Origin of the sequence: Rhodococcus sp. KBW08 (assembly GCF_003852455.1) — a bacterium.
Lineage (GTDB): Bacteria > Actinomycetota > Actinomycetes > Mycobacteriales > Mycobacteriaceae > Rhodococcus_F > Rhodococcus_F baikonurensis.
On record NZ_QAJJ01000017.1, the window covers coordinates 1 to 20,863 of the forward strand.

At 59.7% G+C, this 20,863-nt stretch carries 22 protein-coding genes and 1 pseudogene; 11 read left to right on the top strand and 12 right to left on the bottom strand.

Going from position 1 to position 20,863, the window contains the following annotated elements; genetic code table 11:
• Window positions 1-221 (top strand): annotated as a pseudogene (locus DBV08_RS20675) (hypothetical protein); the annotation flags it as partial.
• 12 nt (window positions 222-233) lie between these two features.
• Here the strand turns inward: DBV08_RS20675 and DBV08_RS20680 are convergent.
• Entirely contained in the window at window positions 234-692 is a 459-nt protein-coding gene (locus tag DBV08_RS20680) for a MarR family winged helix-turn-helix transcriptional regulator (protein ID WP_172436599.1), read from the bottom strand.
• A gap of 63 nt (window positions 693-755) precedes the next feature.
• Between DBV08_RS20680 and DBV08_RS20685 the strand changes: the two genes are divergently transcribed.
• Window positions 756-1,634 (top strand): haloalkane dehalogenase, encoded by an 879-nt coding sequence (locus DBV08_RS20685; RefSeq protein ID WP_095971322.1) that lies wholly within the window; start codon window positions 756-758, stop codon window positions 1,632-1,634.
• A gap of 143 nt (window positions 1,635-1,777) precedes the next feature.
• Complete coding sequence (locus tag DBV08_RS20690) at window positions 1,778-2,416, top strand: PAS and ANTAR domain-containing protein (RefSeq protein ID WP_095971323.1); 639 nt, start codon at window positions 1,778-1,780, stop codon at window positions 2,414-2,416.
• A gap of 156 nt (window positions 2,417-2,572) precedes the next feature.
• Here DBV08_RS20690 and DBV08_RS32350 read toward each other — a convergent pair whose 3' ends face one another.
• Window positions 2,573-2,719: a hypothetical protein gene (locus DBV08_RS32350; RefSeq protein WP_166813326.1), complete on the bottom strand. Its 147-nt coding sequence runs from the start codon at window positions 2,717-2,719 to the stop codon at window positions 2,573-2,575.
• Between the two features lie 179 nt (window positions 2,720-2,898).
• On the opposite strand from DBV08_RS32350, the gene DBV08_RS20695 reads away from it, so the two are divergent.
• The 4 genes from DBV08_RS20695 to DBV08_RS20710 all read left to right on the top strand — a co-directional run bounded on the left by DBV08_RS20695 (window position 2,899) and on the right by DBV08_RS20710 (window position 6,132).
• Complete coding sequence (locus DBV08_RS20695; protein ID WP_124568688.1) at window positions 2,899-4,086, top strand: zinc-dependent alcohol dehydrogenase; 1,188 nt, start codon at window positions 2,899-2,901, stop codon at window positions 4,084-4,086.
• A 112-nt stretch (window positions 4,087-4,198) separates the two neighbouring features.
• Entirely contained in the window at window positions 4,199-4,726 is a 528-nt protein-coding gene (locus DBV08_RS20700) for an SRPBCC family protein (RefSeq protein WP_095971325.1), read from the top strand.
• Window positions 4,727-4,777: 51 nt separating this feature from the next.
• Window positions 4,778-5,365 carry a TetR/AcrR family transcriptional regulator gene (locus tag DBV08_RS20705; RefSeq protein ID WP_095971326.1) on the top strand — a complete coding sequence of 196 codons (588 nt, stop codon included), beginning with the start codon at window positions 4,778-4,780 and terminating at the stop codon, window positions 5,363-5,365.
• A complete protein-coding gene (locus tag DBV08_RS20710) occupies window positions 5,362-6,132 on the top strand; it encodes a glucose 1-dehydrogenase (protein ID WP_095971327.1) in 771 nt (256 codons plus the stop codon). Before DBV08_RS20705 ends, DBV08_RS20710 begins: the two co-directional genes overlap by 4 nt.
• Before the next feature lie 12 nt (window positions 6,133-6,144).
• On the opposite strand, the gene DBV08_RS20715 is transcribed toward DBV08_RS20710, so the two are convergent.
• From DBV08_RS20715 to DBV08_RS20730, 4 genes are all read right to left on the bottom strand, one after another.
• Complete coding sequence (locus tag DBV08_RS20715) at window positions 6,145-6,864, bottom strand: enoyl-CoA hydratase/isomerase family protein (RefSeq protein ID WP_260395674.1); 720 nt, start codon at window positions 6,862-6,864, stop codon at window positions 6,145-6,147.
• 53 nt (window positions 6,865-6,917) lie between these two features.
• On the bottom strand, window positions 6,918-8,165 hold the full coding sequence (locus tag DBV08_RS20720; protein ID WP_260395675.1) for a CaiB/BaiF CoA-transferase family protein: 1,248 nt from the start codon (window positions 8,163-8,165) through the stop codon (window positions 6,918-6,920).
• A 39-nt stretch (window positions 8,166-8,204) separates the two neighbouring features.
• On the bottom strand, window positions 8,205-9,803 hold the full coding sequence (locus DBV08_RS20725; RefSeq protein ID WP_124568690.1) for a bifunctional 3-(3-hydroxy-phenyl)propionate/3-hydroxycinnamic acid hydroxylase: 1,599 nt from the start codon (window positions 9,801-9,803) through the stop codon (window positions 8,205-8,207).
• Window positions 9,804-9,963: 160 nt separating this feature from the next.
• The gene (locus DBV08_RS20730) at window positions 9,964-10,653 is read right to left on the bottom strand and encodes a DAPG hydrolase family protein (RefSeq protein WP_124568691.1); all 690 of its coding nucleotides are present in this window, start codon (window positions 10,651-10,653) and stop codon (window positions 9,964-9,966) included.
• A gap of 183 nt (window positions 10,654-10,836) precedes the next feature.
• Between DBV08_RS20730 and DBV08_RS20735 the strand changes: the two genes are divergently transcribed.
• On the top strand, window positions 10,837-12,072 hold the full coding sequence (locus DBV08_RS20735) for an MFS transporter (protein WP_124568692.1): 1,236 nt from the start codon (window positions 10,837-10,839) through the stop codon (window positions 12,070-12,072).
• A gap of 114 nt (window positions 12,073-12,186) precedes the next feature.
• On the opposite strand, the gene DBV08_RS20740 is transcribed toward DBV08_RS20735, so the two are convergent.
• Genes DBV08_RS20740 through DBV08_RS20755 form a run of 4 tightly spaced genes read right to left on the bottom strand, consistent with a single transcriptional unit; the run spans window position 12,187 to window position 15,345 of the window.
• Window positions 12,187-12,924: an IclR family transcriptional regulator gene (locus DBV08_RS20740; RefSeq protein WP_124568693.1), complete on the bottom strand. Its 738-nt coding sequence runs from the start codon at window positions 12,922-12,924 to the stop codon at window positions 12,187-12,189.
• A 2-nt stretch (window positions 12,925-12,926) separates the two neighbouring features.
• The gene (locus DBV08_RS20745) at window positions 12,927-13,334 is read right to left on the bottom strand and encodes a hypothetical protein (protein WP_124568694.1); all 408 of its coding nucleotides are present in this window, start codon (window positions 13,332-13,334) and stop codon (window positions 12,927-12,929) included.
• Complete coding sequence (locus DBV08_RS20750; protein ID WP_124568695.1) at window positions 13,331-14,578, bottom strand: DUF3500 domain-containing protein; 1,248 nt, start codon at window positions 14,576-14,578, stop codon at window positions 13,331-13,333. Before DBV08_RS20750 ends, DBV08_RS20745 begins: the two co-directional genes overlap by 4 nt.
• An 11-nt stretch (window positions 14,579-14,589) precedes the next feature.
• On the bottom strand, window positions 14,590-15,345 hold the full coding sequence (locus DBV08_RS20755; RefSeq protein WP_260395676.1) for a FadR/GntR family transcriptional regulator: 756 nt from the start codon (window positions 15,343-15,345) through the stop codon (window positions 14,590-14,592).
• Window positions 15,346-15,408: 63 nt separating this feature from the next.
• Here DBV08_RS20755 and DBV08_RS20760 point away from each other — a divergent pair, with 63 nt between their 5' ends.
• A complete protein-coding gene (locus tag DBV08_RS20760; protein ID WP_124568696.1) occupies window positions 15,409-16,260 on the top strand; it encodes a fumarylacetoacetate hydrolase family protein in 852 nt (283 codons plus the stop codon).
• A gap of 31 nt (window positions 16,261-16,291) precedes the next feature.
• On the opposite strand, the gene DBV08_RS20765 is transcribed toward DBV08_RS20760, so the two are convergent.
• Entirely contained in the window at window positions 16,292-16,849 is a 558-nt protein-coding gene (locus tag DBV08_RS20765) for an RNA polymerase subunit sigma (RefSeq protein ID WP_124568697.1), read from the bottom strand.
• Window positions 16,850-16,900: 51 nt separating this feature from the next.
• The gene (locus DBV08_RS20770) at window positions 16,901-17,245 is read right to left on the bottom strand and encodes a hypothetical protein (RefSeq protein ID WP_124568698.1); all 345 of its coding nucleotides are present in this window, start codon (window positions 17,243-17,245) and stop codon (window positions 16,901-16,903) included.
• 287 nt (window positions 17,246-17,532) lie between these two features.
• On the opposite strand from DBV08_RS20770, the gene DBV08_RS20775 reads away from it, so the two are divergent.
• Together DBV08_RS20775 and DBV08_RS20780 are read left to right on the top strand one after the other, a co-directional pair.
• The gene (locus tag DBV08_RS20775; protein WP_095971330.1) at window positions 17,533-18,420 is read left to right on the top strand and encodes an SAM-dependent methyltransferase; all 888 of its coding nucleotides are present in this window, start codon (window positions 17,533-17,535) and stop codon (window positions 18,418-18,420) included.
• 184 nt (window positions 18,421-18,604) lie between these two features.
• Window positions 18,605-20,011 carry a serine hydrolase gene (locus DBV08_RS20780; protein WP_124568699.1) on the top strand — a complete coding sequence of 469 codons (1,407 nt, stop codon included), beginning with the start codon at window positions 18,605-18,607 and terminating at the stop codon, window positions 20,009-20,011.
• Window positions 20,012-20,863 lie beyond the last annotated feature (852 nt).

Here is a 20,863-nt window from a genome sequence, read left to right on the forward strand (position 1 = left end):
ACACCGGACAGCCCTTCACAGTCCCGACAGCGTCCGGGTGCGGCCCGTTCGGCGTTCTGAATCCAATCGTCAACTGGCGTGCCGGGCTTCCCTCGTCCACCACGTCCAACTCACTCACCACGACGAGCGACGTCTACAACATCGGCGCCGACAGCCTCAGGCCCCAGTCGGCCGGCTCACCTGAACCCGCCGCCGTCATCGCCGAACGTAACGCCAGGTAAGTAGTTCGGACTTCATTCATCTCCGGCTTCGGTGGCGTCGAGCAATGCACCGAGGGCGCGGTGAAGTTCGGCAAGCTCACGTCCACCGGCTTCCGTCAGCACGCGAGTATTCTCCGCATCCAATTCGCGGACAATGCCTTTGGCGAGCACGATGACTCGTCCTCCCTCGTCACTGAGATCGAGGCGAACGGCGCGCCCATCGCGGTCGTCGCGTTCGCTGACGACAAATCCCCCCTTCTCCAAAGCTCGCACGAGCTTGGATATGTAGATTCGCTGCAACCCTGTGTGCGTGGCGAGTTCCCGCTGGCTGGGCCTCTCCCCCGCACTCACCAAACCGTGCAGGGACGCAAGCACCGAATACTGGGCGTGAGTCAACCCGAGATGCGCAATCGCTCTGTCAACCCCCGCCCGCCAGCGCAAGGCAAGATGCCACACCAGCGAGCCAGTCGTCCATGTTTCTCGATCTTGCATGCATATAGAGTACATGGCTACTATCTCAATATAGAGTATATGGAAACTATTTGAGGAGTCGCAATGGCCGCAATTTCCGTGCTCGACTCGACCATGGCTTACAACTCGTGCGGCGCAGGCACCCCCTTCGTGCTGATCCACGGGAACCCCACATCGTCACACTTGTGGCGAAAGATACTGCCAGACATAGGAAATCTCGGCCATGCACTCGCTCCGGACCTCATCGGCATGGGGGCTTCCGGCAAACCGGCCATCGACTACGGTTTCCTCGACTCCGCCCGCTACCTCGATGCATGGTTCGACGAGATGAAGATCGACGACGTCGTACTCGTCGGGCACGACTGGGGTGGAGCACTCGCTCTCGACTGGGCCGCCCGCCACCCCGATCGCGTCCGAGGTGTGGCCTTCTTCGAAACGATCCTCCGTCCGATGACCTGGGACGAACACTTCCCGGGAGACGCACGAGCGCGGGTTGAAGCGCTGAGGGCCCCGGGCACCGGCGAAACGAAGGTGCTCGACGAGAATTTCTTTCTCGAAATTGCGCTTCACAGAACAGTTCTCGGAGCTCTACCCGAAACAGATGCTGACGCCTATCGCGCCCCTTACCCGTCACCCGAGAGTCGCCGACCCCTTCTCGCGTGGCCACGATCCTTCCCCATCGAGGGAACTCCCGCCGAAGTGACGGCACGCGTGTCGGCGTACAGCCAATGGCTTGCCACAAGCAGCGAGGTACCCAAACTCCTTCTCACCTTCAGCGGACCAGCCGAACTGCTCATGATCGGACCGGACGAAGTCGCGTGGTGCCGATCGAACATCACCAACCTCGAGGTGATTCAGTGCGGTCCCGCCGGGCATCTTGCCCCCGAGGATCAGCCAGGAGCAATCACCGCGGCGCTCACCGAATGGACACAGCGGCATCGTCTCAGCCCACGAGTGACGTAAGACCGACACCGACACCGACCCGCACAGCTAGCGTCCAGACCTCGCTCCGAAATGTGGGACCGACACCACCTCCGCCGGATTTGTCCGATATAACTATCTGGCGAGTACGCCGGTTGGGACGAGGTCGAGAACGAGGGGCGTGTGTGGTGAACGAGGACGGGTTGGGGCGGACTTCCGAATCGGGGGCTCCACACCGAGTGGGTGGGTTTCTCTATCACCGCAACGGCGACCGTTGGGAGTGGTCAGCCGAAGTTGCGCGAATTCACGGTTACGAACCAGACCAGGTAGCTCCGACGACGGAATTGATGCTCTCGCACAAGCATCCGGACGATCGAAGACACGTTGCTCAGACACTGCATGCCATCCGCACTTCAGGCGGCCCGTTCAGCAGCCGACACCGCATCATCGACACTGCCGGAGACACTCACTCGGTAATCGTCGTCGGCGACAGCATCGTGGACGAGTCAGGGGATGTGATCGGTAGCTCCGGCTTCTACATCGACGTCACCGAAACCCTCGACAGCACCGTGAAGGCATCCGTCGACGAACTGGTCAACGAAATCGCCACGTCCCGCGGAGTCATCGAGCAAGCCAAAGGCATGCTCATGGTGATCTACGGCATTTCAGCCGATCGTGCCTTCGATATTCTCGTGTGGCGTTCCCAAGAGACCAACGTGAAACTCAGGGATGTTGCCGAGCAGTTAATCGTTCGTGCGCTGGACGACTTCCGGGTCCCGGCGCTTCTGCGTACCCGGTTCGATCACTTGCTGCTGCAGGTTTGAATCACTAATGGGTTGAGGGATCTGCAGGGTTGAGGGATCTGCTTGAGGCGGTTCCCGTGGCTGGCTGCTCAACCTCGAGGAACCTCGCCCGCATTGATTCCGGGACGGTCCGATGCGGCCTATCCCCGTTGTTACCCAACACCGGGTAAAAGGAAACTACTCCTGGTCAGACTTTTTGTCGGAGGAGTCCTCGACCAGTTCAGGTGCTTGTTCTCGCGTTGCCATTCCGCCGTCGCCGCCCTTGTCCACGGGCCCTGGGTGCCCACCCTTGGGCGACTGGTCGTTGTCGTCTTTGTCGGTCATACGATTGTCCTCATCATCTCGTGGTCCAGGTCCTGGAGCCGGCGCAAAGACCGGGACCCAGCTCCATCTCAATCTAACGCGCTCAGGACTTCTCGCAACCCTCACCGATTTTGTTTGCATTTCAGTGCTTTCGGGCAGGTGAGTGCGAACAGCAGTTCCACGATGAGAGGTCGATTCCAGTGCGCGCAGTGACTTGGCAAGGCAAACGGAAAGTAAGCGTCGATACGGTTCCGGACCCCACGATCGTCGAACCCACCGACGCGATCATCAAGGTCACCACGACGAACATCTGCGGGTCCGATCTGCACCTGTACGAGACCTTGGGTGCGTTCATGAATGCGGGCGACATTCTCGGTCACGAACCGATGGGCATCGTCGAAGAAGTCGGGTCGGAGATCACGAACCTCGAGATAGGCGATCGCGTCGTGATCCCGTTCCAGATCTCGTGTGGCAACTGTTTCATGTGCGATTCGAGCCTCTACACACAGTGTGAGACGACTCAGGTCCGCGATCAGGGAACCGGCGCAGCGTTGTTCGGATTCTCCGAACTGTACGGATCGGTGCCAGGTGGTCAGGCTGAATACCTACGAGTGCCGCAAGCACACTTCACACACATCAAAGTTCCCGAAGGTCCCGCGGATTCGCGCTTCGTCTACCTCTCCGATGTGCTGCCCACAGCCTGGCAGTCGGTCGAATACGCCGACATCCCGCCGGGTGGGTCCGTGACAATCCTCGGTCTCGGACCGATCGGTGACATGGCGGCTCGCATCGCCCACCACAAGGGATTTCGGGTAATCGGCGTGGACCGTGTACCCGAACGCCTTGCACGCCTTGCCGAACGTGGGATCGAAACCCTCAATCTCGACGACTACGGCAGCAAGATCGGCGACGCCGTCAGGAATGCGACGAACGGCCGTGGAACCGACTCGGTCATCGATGCTGTCGGCATGGAAGCGCACGGGTCTCCGATCGGAAAGCTCGCGCAGCAGTTCGTCGGACTTCTCCCCGATGTTCTAGCCGCGCCTGCGATGCGTAACGCAGGAATCGATCGCCTCGGTGCTGTCTATTCAGCCATCGACATCGTTCGGCGCGGTGGAACCGTTTCTCTGATCGGTGTTTACGGCGGCATGGTTGACCCACTGCCGCTGATGACCATGTTCGACAAGCAGATTCAGCTCAGGATGGGCCAGGCGAATGTCAAGAAGTGGGTAGACGACATCATGCCCCTGCTCACTGACGACGACCCACTCGGCGTCGACAGCTTTTCCACTCATCAGCTGCCGCTCGATCAGGCGCCACACGCCTACGAGATCTTCCAGAAGAAACAGGAAGGAGCGGTCAAGATCCAACTGAAACCGCACCTGTAGTCCAACTCCGATCAGCTCGACGGGTTCATGCGCCGCTGCGCATCTTGTTCGCGAAACCACCGATCGTCATACTCACCTCACACACGCTCGACAGAAAGAAACTGAAACCGAAATGGCTCGCGTACTTACCGTCTCCGACAGCGTCGTCGTCAATGCCGACGCGCTGTCCCTCTACGAGCTCATCAGCGATCCCACTCGTATGGGTGCCTGGAGTCCCGAAAACTTGGGCGCGACCTTGCGAGGAGATCGCGAAAGCGCATTCCTGGGTATGGAGTTCGACGGACATAACAAACGTGGGCGCGCACAGTGGACCACGAGATGCACAGTCACCGCTGCCGACGCCGGAAAGCTCTTCGAGTTCCGCGTTCACAAGATAGGCCTCTCCACGCCGCGGATTCCTGCCGCCATCGCAACCTGGCAGTTCCGATTCTCGCCGGTGCCCGGCGGAACCCGAGTCACCGAAACGTGGACCGACGACAGGCGCGGCTGGCCGGACCTTGCGGCCGAGTTGTTCGACAAGGTTGCCACCGGTGGAAAGACGTTCGCCGACTTTCAGCACGGCAACATCCGCAAGACGCTGCTGAACTTCAAGAGCGTCGTTGAGCAGGAAGTATCCGGCGTCGAAGGCAGCACCGGCTGACCAACTGCAACCATATATGGCAGTTTCTGCCACTTTTGGTACAGTGCGGATATGGCAACAGCCCGCCGCACCGCACTACTTCTCCGCGTCTCGCAGAGTTGTGCTGCCGCTTTCGTCGAACGCGGCGACACTTCGACGACAATCGCCGAACTCGCCGAGCGTGCGGAAATCTCCGAGCGCACGTTCTACCGCTGCTTCGCCACCAAAGAGGAGAGCATCTGGCCGATGCTCGACGACGGCAACCGGAGCCTCGCCGCCGCACTCGGTGAGCAGCCACGCGATTCGGGACTTGCGCCGGCTGTCCAAAACGCCTTCGTCGCCTCGGTCGGCGAGTCTTTCGAGGCCATGACACGGTCACTGATGCCGATCATCTTCAGTGATGCTGCACTCCGGAGAGTCTGGGAGTCAGCGACTTTCGAGACGATGGAACTCATTCGCCCCGAAGTGGCCCGGCTGATCGATCGGCCGGAAACCTCGCTCGACACCACCGCAGCTGCGGGTCAGGCGACGCTCGCGGTGGTCGCAGCACTACGGGAAATGGCAGACCACCGAACCCCAGCGCCCGCGGCAATCAACCGTGCACTCGACGCGTTTTCGACGTCGTATCTCTCACATCCAACTGGTAAGGAACAATCATGACTCAGGATCTCTCCGGAAAAACCGTACTCGTCACCGGCGGCGCACGCGGCCTGGGTGAGGCGTTTGCGCGCGGCATCGTCGCGGGTAACGGCCGCGTCGTCATCGGCGACCTACTCGACGACGACGGTCGAGCAGTAGCCGAATCTCTCGGCGACGCAGCGCGTTACGTTCATCTCGACGTCACCGACCCAGGGTCGTGGAAGTCTGCCGTCGAGTTCACCGTGTCCGAGTTCGGCGCCATCAACGGTCTGGTCAACAACGCCGGGATCTCCGCGTCCGGCCAGACGGTCGCCGATGAGCCCCTCGAAACGTTCCAGCGGATCATCCAGATCAACCTCGTGTCCGTACACACCGGCATCCACACGGTGGTCCCGTTCATGAAGGCAGCAGGTGGCGGATCCATCGTGAACATCTCCTCGGCTGCCGGCCTGATGGGCATGGCTCTGACCAGTGGGTACGGTGCGGCCAAGTGGGGCGTGCGTGGACTGAGCAAGATCGCTGCCGTCGAACTCGGTCGCGACAAGATCCGAGTCAACTCGGTTCACCCCGGCATGGTCTTGACACCCATGACTGCACCGACGGGCATCAGCCTCGAAGAAGGCGCATTCCCCAACAATCCGTATCGACGCGTCGGTCGCCCGGAGGAGTTGGTCGGTGCAGTCACCTACCTGCTTTCCGACGATGCTTCGTACACAACAGGTTCCGAGATCGCCGTCGACGGCGGTTGGACTGCGGGACCGTCGATCGAGTACATCGCCGGCCAGTAACCTCGCGTCGACTCAAGTGTGCAGAATTTGCGCGATGCCAAGTTGGAGGTCGCGCAAATTCACGGCCGGACCGAGGGCGTGCCGTGGTGCTGAACCTGTAGCAGCGATCAATGCCTCCTTCGCCGCACGCACGGCCGATGTCGGCTGCCGACCAATCTCCTCTACCAATTCCCGAACACTCGACGCGAGCAGGTCGTCTGTCACACACCGATTCGCCAAACCTGTTGTCACTGCCTCCGATCCTTGCAGAAGTCGTCCGGTGTAGTGCAGTTCAGCGGCCACTGCAGGTCCCGCAGCACGGACAAGGCGCGCCGCGAACGCCGGGCTCGGCCGAATCCCGAGACGCGCAATAGGCATGCCGATTCTGGCGGAAGTCGCGATGACTCGAATGTCGCAGGAGAGCGCCAACTGACAGCCTGCTCCGGCTGCCACGCCGGAAATCTGAGCGATGACAGGAACCGGGCAAGCCTCGATAGCGCGGAAAGCTGCCTCCATTTGCGCGAACGACTCCTCGACGTCCTCAGCACGGGCACCGACCCACTCGGTGACATCGGACCCGGAGCAGAAGGTATCGCCGACGCCCCGGAGGACGACAACGCCGAGCGATGCATGGGTCGAGACGCCAATGATCCTAAGTGCGAGATCTTTCCAAGCATCACCGTTCAAAGCGTTTCGACGACGTCCAGTGCCGATCGTCACGGTCACGATCGGGCCGTCGAACGCTACACTCACAGACCCGGCGTCGCGCCGACGATGTCTCAGAGCCGGAACCACCGATGTCGGTCTCATCGGATTGCTTCGCTGAGCCAACTGGCGACAAAGGCGTTGTCCGCGCCGAGCAGCGGTGGAGCCGAATGACAATCTTTGGTGACCTCGATCCCGTCCACAGAGAAGAATCGGAGTGGGGGGCCTGGAAGCGTAATCCGGCCAAGGCTTTCGTGTTCGACTTCGACCATCAACCCCTGCGAACGAGTCTGTTCCCAGCGGTACACCTCGTCGATTCCACGAACACGCCCCGCCGGAATACCCGCTCGATCGAGCTCAAGCAGCAACTCGTCTGTACCATACTTCGAAAATGTCTCCTCGATGAGCTGGCGAACCACCTTATTGTTTCGAACCCGCTCGGAGTTGCCTGCCATCCCAGGGGCATCTGGGTCAAAACCGAAGCCGGAGCAGAACCGCCTCCAAAGTCCTTCACTGCCAACCGCAATCTGAACTACACCGTCTGCCGTAGGGAAGAGCCCGTAGGGACAGATCGACGGATGGTGATTACCCTGTGCCTTACCAGTTTCACCAGCGACGGTGAATCGAGTTCCCTGGAAGGCGTGGATACCTACTATGCCGGCCAACAAAGAGGTTCGTACCGTCTGCCCAACGCCGGTTCGCGCTCGCTCCTGCAGTGCCGCGAGAACACCGAATGCGCCGTACATCCCTGCCAGTAGATCGGCTATCGGGGTTCCGACCTTTTGGAAGTCGTCCGGACCCGAACCTGTCAGAGACATCAGACCAGCCTCGCCCTGGGCAATTTGGTCGTACCCCGCACGCCCGCCTTCCGGTCCGTCATGACCGAATCCACTGATGGACAGCACTACGAGTCGCGGATTCAGCTCCGAAAGTCGTTCGGCTGTAAGCCCCAACCGATCGAGGACGCCGGTCCGAAAGTTCTCCATCAGAACGTCGGCGCGTGCGACAAGGGATTCCAGTAGCGCAAGGCCCTCGTGAGATTTCAGATCAACTACGACCGACTTCTTGTTTCGATTTGCGGACAAAAAGTATGTCGATTCTCGCTGTGCACCTGCAGGTTCCATGAAAGGCGGTCCCCAGCCCCGCGTATCGTCGCCGGTACCGGGTGTCTCGATCTTGATGACCGTCGCGCCCAGATCGCCGAACATCATTGCCGCGTGAGGTCCCGCGAGTGCGCGCGTGAGGTCTGCAACGACTATGCCTGCCAAAGGTCCTCTTCGAACATCGGATTCGGAGTGGTTCGACGATGATTCCACCGAATCGATGTCGTCCGTCGCTGAATTGATCATGTAAATTTCCTGTCGATAGTCGGCGTAGCGGTAGAGCTGTCAGGCGAGCGTCCGAGCAGGTTCCTGCGCTCGCAACCTGTGGAGGAATCCTGCTGCCAGCTCGGTTGCGTGATGCATTCCTGCAACGCCGTAGACGTGAAAATCCGGTCTGACCAGAACGACATCTGCGTCCTGATCATCGAGCCAGCGCGTATAGGTGAGGTCGACGTCGTCGACAAGGGTGACGCCCGGCGATTCGTCTCCAACGAGCGCAACGAGGTCGATCCCCAACTCCGCCAGAGCTGTTCGCATCGTCTCCGGCACATCTCGCAGCGCGGCCGATGTGCGTGAAATCAATGCGCCCGGCCCATCGAACGCGTCGTCGAACATTGTTACTGCGCCATCTCCGATTCGAACCTGACCTTGCAACGCCAGACTGCCGCCGGCAGTCCCAACATGAATCCCTGGGCCAAGCCCTGGTCGTGGCGGAGCAGGTGCCTTCATTCCTGCAGTCCAGTCCGCGATCATCCGGGCATCACGTTCAGCGGCTTGCTGCGGGTCGGACATGCAGATGACTTGGCCTAGTTCCGTCGAGAACTGCACAAAAGCACGTACGTGTCGAAGTCGTTCTGTTCCATACGTATCGAGCAGGTGGTCGTCCGCCGCCGAACGCAGCACCGCGTCGAGCTTCCACGACAGATTCATCACGTCGCGAACACCAGCGCCCAGACCTTGTCCGGCGAACGGTGGCATGAGATGCGCAGAATCGCCGGCGAGTAACACGCGCCCACGCCGCCATCGCGTCGCCCAGCAAGCCTGGAACGTGTACACGGAGTGTCGTTCAAGGACTGCATTGTCGGGGGTCAGCCCATACGGCTCGAGCAGTTCCCATGCGGTGTCTTCGCGTTGAAGCGATTCTCGACTCTCTTCCGGCAGTCGCATGAACTCCCAGCGACGGCGCCCCGGACCACCTGGAACCATCGTGGAAGGGCGCCGATAGTCGCAATTCTGCGCGGCAACATTCGGGAAACTGGTTCCAGCCACAGGTTTGACATCGACAACCAACCAATCGTGGAAGTACCCCTCGTCGTGCCAGTCGATGTCGGCCCATTGACGAACGCGACTGTTCGCCCCGTCTGCACCGACGATCCATCGCGCATCAACGGTGACGCACCTACCGCTCTCCACGGATTGAACGACTACCGTTGCCAGTTCCGAATTCTGCGTCAATGCCACCGCTTCCCATCCCCTCATCACGCGAATGTTGGGCAACCCCGCGACAATGGAGTCAAGGGCCCCTTCCAACGCGGGCTGACTGAAAAAGTAGGTGTTGTACCAACCGGATTCACCTCTACCACTCCAGTCGACCTCCACCAGTGTCCGGCCGTCACCGTTTCGCCACACATACATGTCGTCATAGGGTTCGGTTATCTCCGGAATGGTGTCCGGCGCCAACCCGACCGACTGCAGGATGCGGGCGAAATCGGCGCAATGGGTTACCGCACGCGGCAGGGGGTATCCGACTTCATTGCGGTCCACCACGACGACAGCGTGACCCTTCTGAGCGAGTTTGACGGCGAGAAGCTTCCCCACCGGCCCGAAACCGACGATCATCACGTCAGCAGCTATCCTCGTTGCTTCGGCGTTGACACTCTGCACAGCGAATTCCGTTCTGGTGAAATAGCTTTGATGTTGTAAACAATGATCGACTCGTCAATTCCATATGTCACGGATCGGGTCCCGGAAATCAGGACGAGCCGAATTCTCGATGCCGCAGGAAACGTCTGCACGACCCCGGCGAGCATCGAGACAACCGTCGTCACCACGGCGCTCGCGGCGGAGATATGTCCCGGTTCTCGGCTACGTAAAGCGAGGGCAGGAAACGAGACAAAAATGTGAACTCGTCGTACGCGTGCTGCAGGAGTCCCTGACCGAACTCCACAGTTGCTTGCGCCGCAATCTGTTCGGCGGTTTGCCCGAGTGCCTCGAGATCATGTCCGATGAAGAAGTGACTTCGCAGCGCCATCCCCCACTCGGTATCGCGAGCAATGTGCAGTAGCCTGCCGCCGAGCACGCGCCCATCCGGGAGGCGGGGCGGATTATGGGTGACCCCCAATCTCCCGACAACCACTCCGGAGACGGCACCGGATTCTCTTGCTTTGGAATAGGGCTCTTCGTCGAAGAACTCGGACGGATCCCGAAATTGAATGACCAGATCATCGGCAGGCTGCCCCGAGAAGTATTCGGTGACTACGTGCTCGCTGCCGATATGAGTGTCGTCCGAGAGATCACCCTGCCAACTGCTGTACGTGTGGTCGATGGGATGCCACCAGACGTATTTCTGTGTGTCGCAACGCCAGCGAACCCACCATTCGAGCATCTCACCGGTGCAACCGTGCATATCCGTACGTACTGCGACGTGCAGTCCTCCAGACGGCAGTCGCTCGTATCCCATCTCCAATTGCAAAGGCTTCGGGTCGAGTAGAGCGGCGACTTCTGACAGGTCCATTGATTCAGCTCCTCGGGATTGCGTTTTTCCAACGAGCTGAAGGTATGAGTCAGGTGTGCTGCGCGTCACCCCACTTGTCCCGGTTTCCGGGACTAAACGGTTACGCCCGAGAAGTCGACATCGGACGATGGCACGCATCACATCGACCGCCCGAATCGGGCTCACCATCTGGAGAGACAACACATGCATCTCAACGCACCCGCCCGTACCGATGAATGTGGGGAGACTCGATCCAACCCCGCCGTAATCGGGTTGTGCATGGTTATCACCGTGATCGAGGGATTCAACCTGATCGTCTACGGATCTGTTATTCCGTTGCTGTTGGAAGACTCGTACCTGCGCATAACCGATCAACAAGCAGGACTGGTCGGCGGGCTTGTCTATATCGGAGCCATCGCCGGATCTGTACTGGCCCCTCTCGCTGCCGAACGCTCCGGTCGAAAGTGGGTTCTCATCGTTGCCATCGCTCTGTTCGCTTTCGGAGCCGTGATCACCGGAGCGTCGATCAGCATCGTCATGCTCGCAGTGGGGCGCTTTGTCACTGGGTTCGGTGTCGGCGGCGCGCTCACCACTGCAATGACAGTCGCCCGCAACAGTGCGGATTCGTCACGGGCGTCGTTGGTTGTCACGATCACGATGGCAGGTATTCCGCTCGGTGGCGTGGTCGCGTCGTTGCTCGCAATTCCGGTGCTTCCTGCGTTCGGATGGCGCCCGATGTTCTTCATCGGTGCATGTACTGCCCTGGTGATCCTCGCCGCCGTCGTGATGATCGATATCCCGACCGATACTGCCCAAGAGGTGGCGGGGCGTTTATGGTCCAGTCGGGAAAAGATTGCCGCACTGTTCACCGGGCGCGGGTCCTTGATCGCGCTGACTGTCGCGGTATGCGCAATTTCCAACATGGTTGCGTGGCAGGGGCTCAACGTGTGGGCAGCGCAGTCGATGATTGACCTGGGGTACTCGCTGAACACCGCTCTTGTGATCACCTTCACCCTGACCGGCGCCGCAGTGCTCGGATCCTTTTTCAGTGCGTGGGCCGCCGACCGCCGCGGGGCCTCAGTCGTGGCGATAGGCACCAGTGCGTGCACGCTTGTCGGACTTCTCGGTATGGTCTATCTCCCGACATCGATGACGGCGACCATGATTTGCGTGGCACTGATGGGCATCGGCGGCCATTCCACGATGAATCTGGTGCACACGACCACAGCTGACATCTACCCGTTGCCGGCACGAGCAACTGCCCTCGGTTGGTCGAACGGGACATCATTCGTCGGGGCGTTCTTGGGCCCGGTAATCGGTGGTACCGCCATCATGTCGGGCGGGGCCGTCGGATTGTTCAGTACATTCGCGAACGCCGCGGCCGTGTGCGTGGTCGCGGTCTGTGCACTTTGTTTTGCAGACAGAGGCATCGGACGGTAAGAATTCCACTGAACACGAATCAGTTCCCGACCTCCGCGCAGGAGGCGGGAACTGATTCGCGCGAGCTGCAAAAGCCACGGTACAACACGAAAAAATACTCTCAAGCAGTCGAATTCAGAGTCGAGCTCGCGACAATTCCAGATCTACCTGACTGTTCACCACTTTGAGACCTTCCATCGCGAGTTCCTTCTTCATTTTGAACCGACCGGACGGAATGACAATGGCGATAGCTTGAAGGGCACCCGTCGGCCCGGTCATTGCAGTAGCCACGGCGCAAATCCCTACGTCGTGCTCCTCGATGTCCACGGAAACGTGGGAACGGCGCACTTCCGCTAGTTCCCCCAGCAGCGCTGCTCGTTCGGTGATCGTGTTATCCGTAAATCGCGGTAGATCCGGTGACAACAACGCAACTGCCTGCTCTTCCGGCAACTGGGCAAGCAAGGCCTTCCCGATACAACTCGCATGCAGCGAAAAGCTCTTGCCAACCTTGGTGACACCTCTGAGCCTCTCCGGGGAGGCAATCTGATCGACGACGACAACCTCGCGACCACTGAAGATCGCCAACTCCACGTTCTCGTTGACGGTTCGAGCCAACGTCGCCAGCTGGGATCGGTTGGCCGACAGCAGCCGCAGGTGAGCATTCATCCCGAACTTGAGTAAGCCGGGCCCCAAGATGTATCCGGATCTGTCCGGAACTCGGACGACGTACAACTCGCGTTCGAGGGCTTGAATGACTCGATGCACCGTCGAACGTGGAAGTCCGGTGCGGGTGGCGAGGTCTGTCAGCGTCATTGGCCAGCGACTCTCGGCGATCGAATCCAGAATCACCGTGGCCCTGCCTATGTTCGCCACGACTAGCTCCTCGTCCAGGTCCTGGTCACCGTCAGCTCGATGATGCTCCAGTCTCGTTCGTCGACAACCATCGTGTATTCACCGAGGGTGTGCACGCAAGGGTCGGGTTCGAACACCCACCGAGTGTAGTGCGCGTGGGCTTTCCACACTCGGGGGCCCGCCCCGGGGAGCACCACGAGGTTGCTGACGTCATGGCGATGTGGCACTGGTGATTTCCACAAGTCTGCGAAGAAATTCTTCGCATCGTCCGGATGATCGAAACCCATCCCGGGAAAGCTCACTCGGGCAGAAGCCAGGAGCCCCACAGCACCGTCGATGTCTTTGCGATCGGCAAAGTCGACGTACGTGTGAAGTAGATTCGAAATCCAATGTCTGGCCGAGACGACTCCGTGGAGCTGACTGCCGTTCACGATTCTGTCTGCTCTTGCCACTGCCGAACGTAGGAACGTCCGTAATCGTTGCCATGCGGAGTGCGCATCACCGTGTGAATATGGAAGGGCTGAGGAGTGTCGTAGTCGAGGAAGACACCGCAGTGGTGATCCAGTTCGGCTATCAAGACCGGAGATTGGATACGGTAGTAGAAGACGTCCCCCGGACGATGCCCGCCGATCCAGCAGAACCATGTCTGGTCCAGGTGCTCTTCGATCTCGCGCAGACGAGCTGTCCGAGGTCCCGCGGGCAACAATTCCACGAACTGTTCGGCGATCGCGAGCACTAATTGCCTGGCACGAGTGTCCATTTGATCGACAGGGAGGCCTTCTAAGGGAATCACGCGGTTGTCCTGGAACGCTCCAGCGAGGTGCCGTTCGTCCCCGGGGTGCACTCGCCCTGGAGGCATGGCTGGATCGTTCATCAGCCCGTACACAGTGGCCACACGCCGCTGGTCGTCCGTGAGGGCGGCCATCAGTTCTATCCCGAGTTCGATTCGACCAGTAAACGATTCGGTGCCGGCGTGAGGACCCGCGTCTATCTCGTTGGGCTCCGCGCCGAGAAATACCGGACTTACAACCATCCGCCCGCCGATGATCAGGCAGTTGACCGCGCAGTGGTGACCGTACAGCTGCCATCCCCACGGCGACACGACACTCGGCTCACCGTACAGAGCGACGTTGTAACTGAATTCGTTGAGGATGGTCTCCAACCCGACAACCTCGCCGAGAAAACCATTGATCAACATCATGTTTCGGACGATTCGAAAGCCCTCCGGGCTCAGCGACGCCTCGACCAACCGCAAGGCCAACTGTCTGACGCGTTGTGATTGGAACTCGAGTCGCACACCTGTGTCGAACTGCATGAATTCAGGGTTTGCCCACGTCTGCCACTCGACAGCGTCGATCGGATAACTGATCCTTGAGCGATCGGCGTCACTCAACTCCGAAATCAAATCTTTCGCGGCACCCACCATTTCACCTACCGGCGCCTCTTCACGGTGCGTGACTGCGGTCAATGGGTAAAGCCCGTCCGTGATCGTGCCGTTTTCGGTGACTCCCCGAAATTCGTTGAGGTATAGCGGCCTCCATCCCTCAACGAGATCACCGGTAAAGGTCCCAGGCCGACTCGACACATCACGATAGGCGTAGGGATCCAAACCTCGAACACTCGAGAGTCGGCGATGATCGTGAGAAAACAGATGTGAGCGGAACTCACCGGACATGAATCGTCCTTTCAGGCTGGAATGTTGTGCCGTACGACGGCTGCATTTACTGCAGCCACATCGCCGGCGGAGATTGCGTCGACAAGTTCGACGTGAATGTGAAACCTCTCGGTGCGGTAGTCCGCGGCGGCACGCTCGTTGTCGAATTCGGTGGCCGTGCCGTGCAGCGGACCCAGAGTGCCGATGTAGACCGATCGCGCCAGGCCATTGGGAACGATCGTCGCGATTCGCTCGTGCAAGGCCCAGTTCGCTCGGAGGAAGGAGTCCCAGTCGAGGGCGGATTCCATCCGCTTCAGGTGTGCCCCCAAGTCGGCGATGTCGGTCCGGCTTCGGTGCCGAGCCGCAGCAGTGTCGATCAATATTTCGAGGTGATCACGCAACTCGATAGCGTCCGCGACTACCGAAGGCTCCTCGGCGACACTCAGCAACGTATGGCGCAAGCGAACTACTGGGCTTCTCTCAGCGACAAATAAGCCGCCGCCTCGCCCCTGGCGAATCTCCAGCACTCCCCGATCACGAAGAAGCCGAACCGACTCGCTGACAGTCGAATACGCAAATCCGGTCTCGCTGCGAAGCGATTCCAGCGTGCCGATCGGTGCCCCGGACTCCAGGTTCTGCTCCCGAATCCGGCTGTCGATCGCCGCTGCCAACTGCTCGGCACGGGTCCCCCTCCCCGCGGATTTCGACAGCACAGAAATCGGGTCACTCGGCGCAACAGAACTCCGTCGTGTGCGTCCGTCTTGTCCATCTGGGGTCTCGTGAGGCATAGTCCTATGAAACCATAAACCTCCGAAGGTTTATAGGTTTAATTCGAACCTGAAAGGCAACTGATGAAAATCGTTGGGATTCAGCAACCCGATCGTGGAGTTCAGGTGGCTCAACTGTCCGAGGACGGTGCCCAGGTGAGTGTCGTGTGCACTCTCGAGGAGTTCTGGTCGGATCCCGCCGGCAAGCTCGCAACGACTCCGACCGGCCCGCGTCTGCCGATAACCGACTTCGAGTTCGTTCCACCGGTCCTGCCGGGCGCGAGAGTGGTCTGCGTCGGACTCAACTATCTTGCCCACGTAGCAGAGGGGAGCTACCGCGCGGAGCCCCTACCCGTCCATCCGACTCTGTTCGCCCGGTGGCCCAACTCCCTCACTGTCGGGGACACTGGTGTCCCCGTTCCCGCCAACGAGCAGGGTCTCGACTGGGAAGGAGAGGTGGTCGCCTGGGTAGGGCGGAAGCTTACCGACGCCACTCCCGACGAGGCCCTTGCAGCTGTCGTCGGATACTCGACGTTCAACGATCTCACCTGCAGACGAGCACAGAAACTCACCTCGCAGTGGATACTCGGAAAGAACGGTGACCGATCCGGCCCACTAGGACCGATGGTTCCTGCGAGCGAAGTCGGAGACCTGCGCGACGGCCTTCGGATACAAACCCGCGTCAACGGCGAAATCGTTCAGGACGCCCGAACCGACGAAATGGTCTATACAGTCGGCGACACGCTCTCTCACATCTCACACACCTTCACGCTGCGCCCCGGGGACCTTCTCGCTACGGGCACCCCGTCGGGAGTCGGCTACGCACGCTCACCTCAATGGCTACTGCAACCAGGCGACCAGGTCGAGGTGGAAGTCGAAAAGCTTGGAATCCTTCGAAATACATTGGTATCCAACCATACTCGACTCGCAGGCTAAGCAAGAACGACATGCACTGTCTCGAGATTCGTCAGCCCGAGATGGGCGATCCCCCAGATGGTCCTCGGCAGACACCAAGGTGGTGACCTTTGCCGGCCACTTCACGGGGACCAGTCACAATGTTTCTGATTGCATTCGCGGAGGGCAACTTTCGCAGTCGCTGCAGCGCTCGATGCAGGTCGAGTGACACCTCGTCCGTCGTACGGGCAAGCGATGTTGCGGTCGCCTCGGTGCCGAGGCCGACGATCAGACGCAGAACCAGGACATCGCGTTCGACAACCGGAAGGGCCGTTGGCGACGGAAGCGGCCCGCCACTGAACCCGTCGGGTGCCGCCCGGGCAATCGCGACGCTCGTTCTCGCATACAGCAACCGCAGGAAAGGCTGATTCAACTCCAATCCGTCGCGCACTGCCTCGAGAACAGCGAGGCACGAGGCATCCGCGGCGGAGTCGGAGACAGTCCGATCAAGCTCGGCGCGGCACCGCAGCACAACCATCGGACGAAACGCCGCGTACAAATCGGCCATGGCTTCATTGCTACCGCTCCGTGCCGCGGCGGCCAACACCTCGAGCGCGCCTTCCTGCAACATGGGCTTACATTCTCTCTGTCTCGAAACGAAATTCGTCGTGCAGACGACCGATCAGCTGGAACCGAACAGTCCGGCGAAGGGGTTCACTATCGGCGCGGGTGCCGGACCTTGCCCGCCTTGCCATTGATTCTGGTTGCCCTGATTCCAGTCGTTGCCCTGATTCCAGTTATCACCCTGGTTCCAGCCGCCGTTTCCACCATGGTCCCAATCGTGCGAGTGATCGCCACCCTGATCTCCGTACCAACTGTTATCAGTCTGCGTTACATCATGATTCACCGTATCCGCCGAGGCCGGCGCGGCGAGCACGGCTATCGGTACCGTCAATACCGCACCCGTCACTGCGAGCTTGGCCCAGAAGTGCTTCTTACGTTGTTCCGGTGTGAATAGTCGAGCCATGATCGATCCCTTCTCCGAAGATTTCTCCAGACTCCCTCTGGCTGTCCCGAACGGGGCACACCCCAGTGAAGTCCTGCATCCTGGCCGTCCACTGGCACTACCCTGGCAGATGCCTGGCAGGACTTACTTCAAACCGAACGCCTTGCACTACAGAATGTTCCGGCACTGACGCGCTGCTCGCTCCGCGCCCCAGTTCCGACCGTTCCGTTCCAGGCGGCAAGCGGTCGCTCGGGCGTAAAGTCGAGAGAGTTCGGCTCAGTCACCCAGAGCGGAAGGACACCCAGGCAATGCGGAGCGATGGAGACACGTGGGACATCGTCAGTAGTGTCGGACTCACTGCGCTGGCAGTGGCGACGTTCCGCGCATTGGAAAGCACCCGCACGGACGCGATCATCGAGGACCAATTCGCATCGTGGTTCGTGGAGGCCGCAGCGGAGCCGCATTTCACAGCTCTTCTGAAAGATCCCGCGCTCCTCGACGACACCCCCTTCGGCGGTTTCATGGGGTTGCGAACCCGGTTCTTCGACGAATTCTTCTTGTCGTCAACCGAATCCGGAATCATGCAGGCGGTAATCGTTGCGGCAGGGTTGGATTCGCGCGCCTATCGACTGGACTGGACCCCAGGATCGACAGTCTTCGAAGTAGATCAACCAAAGGTGCTGGAGTTCAAAGCCGAAGTGCTCACCGCGCGCGATGCCCAGCCGAAAATCGATCGACGCACAGTTCCTACCGATCTGCGCAACGATTGGCCGACTGCGCTCGAGAGCGCTGGTTTCGATCGGAACGACCCCACTGCCTGGTCGGCAGAAGGCCTGCTCGCGTACCTCCCCGGCGCTGCCCACGATGCATTGTTCGAGCGGATCGACGAACTCTCGGCGACCGGTAGTCGGTTGGCAGTGAACGACTTTCCGGCCGGCACGGACCCGAAGAAGCTGGCGGCCATCAGATCCAAGTACTTTGCGCAGAGTCCGTTCGGAGACCTGGACATTTCGCAACTGTTCTACAGCGACAAACGATCCGATCCGGGACAGTGGTTGACTGAACACAATTGGACCGTCCGACGCTTCAACTCGGTCGAGTTGGCAGATCTGTATGATCGCCCGATTCCTGATCTCCCCGAAGAGATCGCCGCACTGTCGACGCAGCCCACTTTCCTGGCCGCAACCAAGAACTGAATCTCGCAGTCATCACGAAAGTTACTCGGGTGCAGCATTTCTCCCTATTGTCCAGCTTCAACATGCGTGTCACCACCACAAGGAGTTGACGGTACTCGAGGATGAACCGATTCAGTACTTCAGGCTGAGTATGTCCACACCTCAGACGGACGCGCGCCGAAGAGAACGCTGATGAAATGAATCCATGAAACTCGAACACACACGCAGGAAGAGTCGCCCGCTCACGCTGGTGGCACTTGCCTCCGCAGCGGTATTCGCCCTCGTGGCATGTACCTCCGGGTCCGATTCTGCACAAACCTCTGAGAACAGCACAACGAGCTCCGCCTCCGATACACCTGCGACAGTCACGATCCCCGACAGCTCCGTCGGCAAGCAGATCACCTGGCTTCTCAGTGCTTTCAACACGAGCACGCCATTGACCCAGGAAGAAATCGCCGAGCACTTCGGACCCACCGCACCCGTCGTCCTGACGCCTCCGGACTTCGACTCCATCCGAGCCGGACAGCCCTGGACACCAGTGAATTACACGGGAGGTGATACCGACGGCACCGTTTCCATCACCAGTGCCACCGGCGGCGCATTCGACATCAACGTCGTCGTCGACGGCAACGGATTGGTCCTTGGAATGGCGATCACACCGGCCAAAGACGATCATGTGCCTGCCGCATCATGGCAAGAGCTCGAAACAGCTGTCAAAGCACTTCCCGCGCCGACGAACTTGACCGTCACCGAAGTCACCGGCGGAAAGAACGCCGAGGTCTTCGGCGTCGGCGACACTTCACCGCAGCCCACAGGGTCAACGATCAAGCTGTACGTTCTCGGCGCAGTTGCGACGGCTGTCGAGAACGGGACACTCTCCTGGGATCAGAAGCTCACCGTCACCGACGACCTCAAGTCGATGCCAGGCGGGACCATGCAGGACCTGCCGTCCGGAACCGAAGTCACGGTCCGGGAAACCGCCGGCAAGATGATCTCGATCAGCGACAACACCGCCACCGACATGCTGATCGCTGCTGTCGGGCGCGAGCAGGTCGAAGCCGAGTTCACCCCGATGGGCATGGCGGATCCTTCGCTCAATATTCCGCTGAAGCCGACCCGCGCACTGTTCCAACTCGGCTGGGGCAACGATGGCGCACAACGTGTCGCCTGGCGCGACGGAACCCCGGACGAGCGTCGAGCAATACTGGCGGCACAACCCGGCGGCCTGGTGGACGTTCCTGTGTCAGCATTCACCACCCCCGCATGGCCTTTCGACATCGACTGGTTCGCCTCGCCCGCGGACCTGCGTGCCGCGCTGGTCTCGCTACAAGAGATGGCGAAGACCGAGACCGGCGCACCGGTTCGAGACATACTGGCCGAGGATCCGGCGCTCAGTGAGGAGTCCGCGAAATGGTTCACCTACGGCGGATTCAAGGGCGGCAGCTCCATCGGCGTCCTTGCAGGTGCCTACTATGTCGAACGCGAGGATCGCGCCTGGGTTGTCACCATGCAAACTCATGGTGACGAGGCTGCACTGGTTGCCGACCCGGCTCTGTACTTCGATCCGGTCGACGACGCGATGCTCTTGATCCAGAAAGACGCGACCAGCTAGGAACAGATTGAGGTCGAGATTTCGCGGAAGTTCCCAGCGTGGCTTGCAGCGGAACAAAGACCGCTGCGCATCCGGTGACATCCGGATGCGCAGCGGCTTCGGTAAGTCTTAGCCCGTTGGCGTCTTAGCCCGTCGGCTCAGTCTCTTCCGACGAGAATCCGTCGAAGAATGCGATGACCTTCTGGAGAAGTGCCGCGATGTCGAAATCTTCCAAGCTACCCATTGCGTTCGTCCTTTCGTTTAACACTGAGGATGAAACGTGCATCTTGCAATTCCCAATGTAAAGCATCAATGGGATTATTTCTCGACCACGCAGCACTTCTGCCACAAAACTCCACACAGCAAGATGCGAGCAAATTGTCGCAAATAACTGCTTCCACCCGCAGTATTTCCGATCTTTGGAACCCGAGAAACTTCCCCAATTAACCGATGGGTAAATCTTGAGAAAAATTTCCGGGCGCGTCGATTTCGATAGATATCCCTGGCGAAACTCTCCGTCGAAGACGACAAGGTTGGCGAAGTTTCCACACTGTTTAAACGCAGTTTTGCCAGCCTCAAAGAGGCGCCACCCACATACATAGTGGACATTCGACTGCGATAACGAACCGGTAGCAACACGATCCCACGCACTTTCTCCCAAATTCTGACGTTCACCCATAACCACTGCATATTTCCGCTGATGAAACGCAATACCAGTCCGAAAGTCCGATAACTTTACCAGATACTGTGCGCGGGATTAACTGGTCACATATCCACTGCCGCTCCGAGTGGCCACTCTCACCGAAACCTCACATCTGAATGTTGGACGTTAGTTTAGATGGGTTCACATTTCTCCGGGATCGGCGTGATAAA

What these genes read in the sequence shown, in the direction of transcription:
- DBV08_RS20700 (WP_095971325.1), top strand. Translation starts at nt 4,199, where the DNA reads ATGGCTCGCGTACTTACCGTCTCCGACAGCGTCGTCGTCAATGCCGAC.
- DBV08_RS20685 (WP_095971322.1), top strand. Translation starts at nt 756, where the DNA reads ATGGCCGCAATTTCCGTGCTCGACTCGACCATGGCTTACAACTCGTGC.
- DBV08_RS20780 (WP_124568699.1), top strand. Translation starts at nt 18,605, where the DNA reads ATGAAACTCGAACACACACGCAGGAAGAGTCGCCCGCTCACGCTGGTG.
- DBV08_RS20705 (WP_095971326.1), top strand. Translation starts at nt 4,778, where the DNA reads ATGGCAACAGCCCGCCGCACCGCACTACTTCTCCGCGTCTCGCAGAGT.
- DBV08_RS20730 (WP_124568691.1), bottom strand. Translation starts at nt 10,653, where the DNA reads ATGGACCTGTCAGAAGTCGCCGCTCTACTCGACCCGAAGCCTTTGCAA.
- DBV08_RS20720 (WP_260395675.1), bottom strand. Translation starts at nt 8,165, where the DNA reads ATGATCAATTCAGCGACGGACGACATCGATTCGGTGGAATCATCGTCG.
- DBV08_RS32350 (WP_166813326.1), bottom strand. Translation starts at nt 2,719, where the DNA reads ATGACCGACAAAGACGACAACGACCAGTCGCCCAAGGGTGGGCACCCA.
- DBV08_RS20735 (WP_124568692.1), top strand. Translation starts at nt 10,837, where the DNA reads ATGCATCTCAACGCACCCGCCCGTACCGATGAATGTGGGGAGACTCGA.
- DBV08_RS20750 (WP_124568695.1), bottom strand. Translation starts at nt 14,578, where the DNA reads ATGTCCGGTGAGTTCCGCTCACATCTGTTTTCTCACGATCATCGCCGA.
- DBV08_RS20765 (WP_124568697.1), bottom strand. Translation starts at nt 16,849, where the DNA reads ATGTTGCAGGAAGGCGCGCTCGAGGTGTTGGCCGCCGCGGCACGGAGC.
- DBV08_RS20755 (WP_260395676.1), bottom strand. Translation starts at nt 15,345, where the DNA reads ATGCCTCACGAGACCCCAGATGGACAAGACGGACGCACACGACGGAGT.
- DBV08_RS20775 (WP_095971330.1), top strand. Translation starts at nt 17,533, where the DNA reads ATGCGGAGCGATGGAGACACGTGGGACATCGTCAGTAGTGTCGGACTC.
- DBV08_RS20760 (WP_124568696.1), top strand. Translation starts at nt 15,409, where the DNA reads ATGAAAATCGTTGGGATTCAGCAACCCGATCGTGGAGTTCAGGTGGCT.
- DBV08_RS20770 (WP_124568698.1), bottom strand. Translation starts at nt 17,245, where the DNA reads ATGGCTCGACTATTCACACCGGAACAACGTAAGAAGCACTTCTGGGCC.
- DBV08_RS20710 (WP_095971327.1), top strand. Translation starts at nt 5,362, where the DNA reads ATGACTCAGGATCTCTCCGGAAAAACCGTACTCGTCACCGGCGGCGCA.
- DBV08_RS20680 (WP_172436599.1), bottom strand. Translation starts at nt 692, where the DNA reads ATGCAAGATCGAGAAACATGGACGACTGGCTCGCTGGTGTGGCATCTT.